The following is a 714-nucleotide window of genomic DNA, read 5'->3' as shown; positions in this document are numbered from 1 at the left end:
CCGTCACGCCGCGGACCACCACGGTCACGGTCATCACGACGGAACGGCGGACGGCTGCCACCGCGACTGTCGCCACCACGGTCGTCGCGGCGGAAGCCACCACGGTCGCCACCGCCACGGTTGTCGTCGCGACGGTCGTCACGGCGATCGTCGCGCCTGAAGGACGGACGTCCGCCGTCATGCCGGCCGGCACCGCCGCGGTCGTTGTCGCGGCCAGGGCCCCCGCGGTAGCCGCCGCGGTCACCACTGTCCCGGTGTCGCTGATCGCGCTCCGGTCGCTCGTCGGGAGAGTTGGTGGACATGGGTGACTCCTGTCATCGGTACCGCAAGTCATTCTCGCGCAGCCGAGTACCCGGCGCGCTACGGGAAAACAAAAAGGACCTCCGGCCCCAGCGAGTCGCTGGGACCAGAGGTCCTCCAAAAATTGTTCGGCGGCGTCCTACTCTCCCACAGGGTCCCCCCTGCAGTACCATCGGCGCTGTAAGGCTTAGCTTCCGGGTTCGGAATGTAACCGGGCGTTTCCCTCACGCTATGACCACCGAAACCCTTTCAGACACTCCGCCAGCGGCAGAGCTGTGAACGGGCAGCGAACAAGCACACTATTCAATTGATTAGTGGAACTGTTCAGCCAGCACAACCGTTCGTTGTCTGGGAACTACACAGTGGACGCGAGCAACTGAGGACAAGCCCTCGGCCTATTAGTACCGGTCAGCT

1 rRNA gene and 1 pseudogene are annotated in these 714 nt (G+C 64.6%); one reads left to right on the top strand and one right to left on the bottom strand.

From position 1 onward, the window contains the following. A pseudogene (locus KM933_RS40470) lies at positions 1-308 on the top strand (hypothetical protein); the annotation flags it as partial. A 118-nt stretch (positions 309-426) separates the two neighbouring features. Here the strand turns inward: KM933_RS40470 and rrf are convergent. Beyond that, positions 427-543 (bottom strand): 5S ribosomal RNA (rrf, locus tag KM933_RS38730). Positions 544-714 lie beyond the last annotated feature (171 nt).

Origin of the sequence: Streptomyces beigongshangae, from assembly GCF_019710745.1 — a bacterium.
GTDB lineage: Bacteria > Actinomycetota > Actinomycetes > Streptomycetales > Streptomycetaceae > Streptomyces > Streptomyces beigongshangae.
This window is presented reverse-complemented; position numbering and strand designations above follow the sequence as displayed.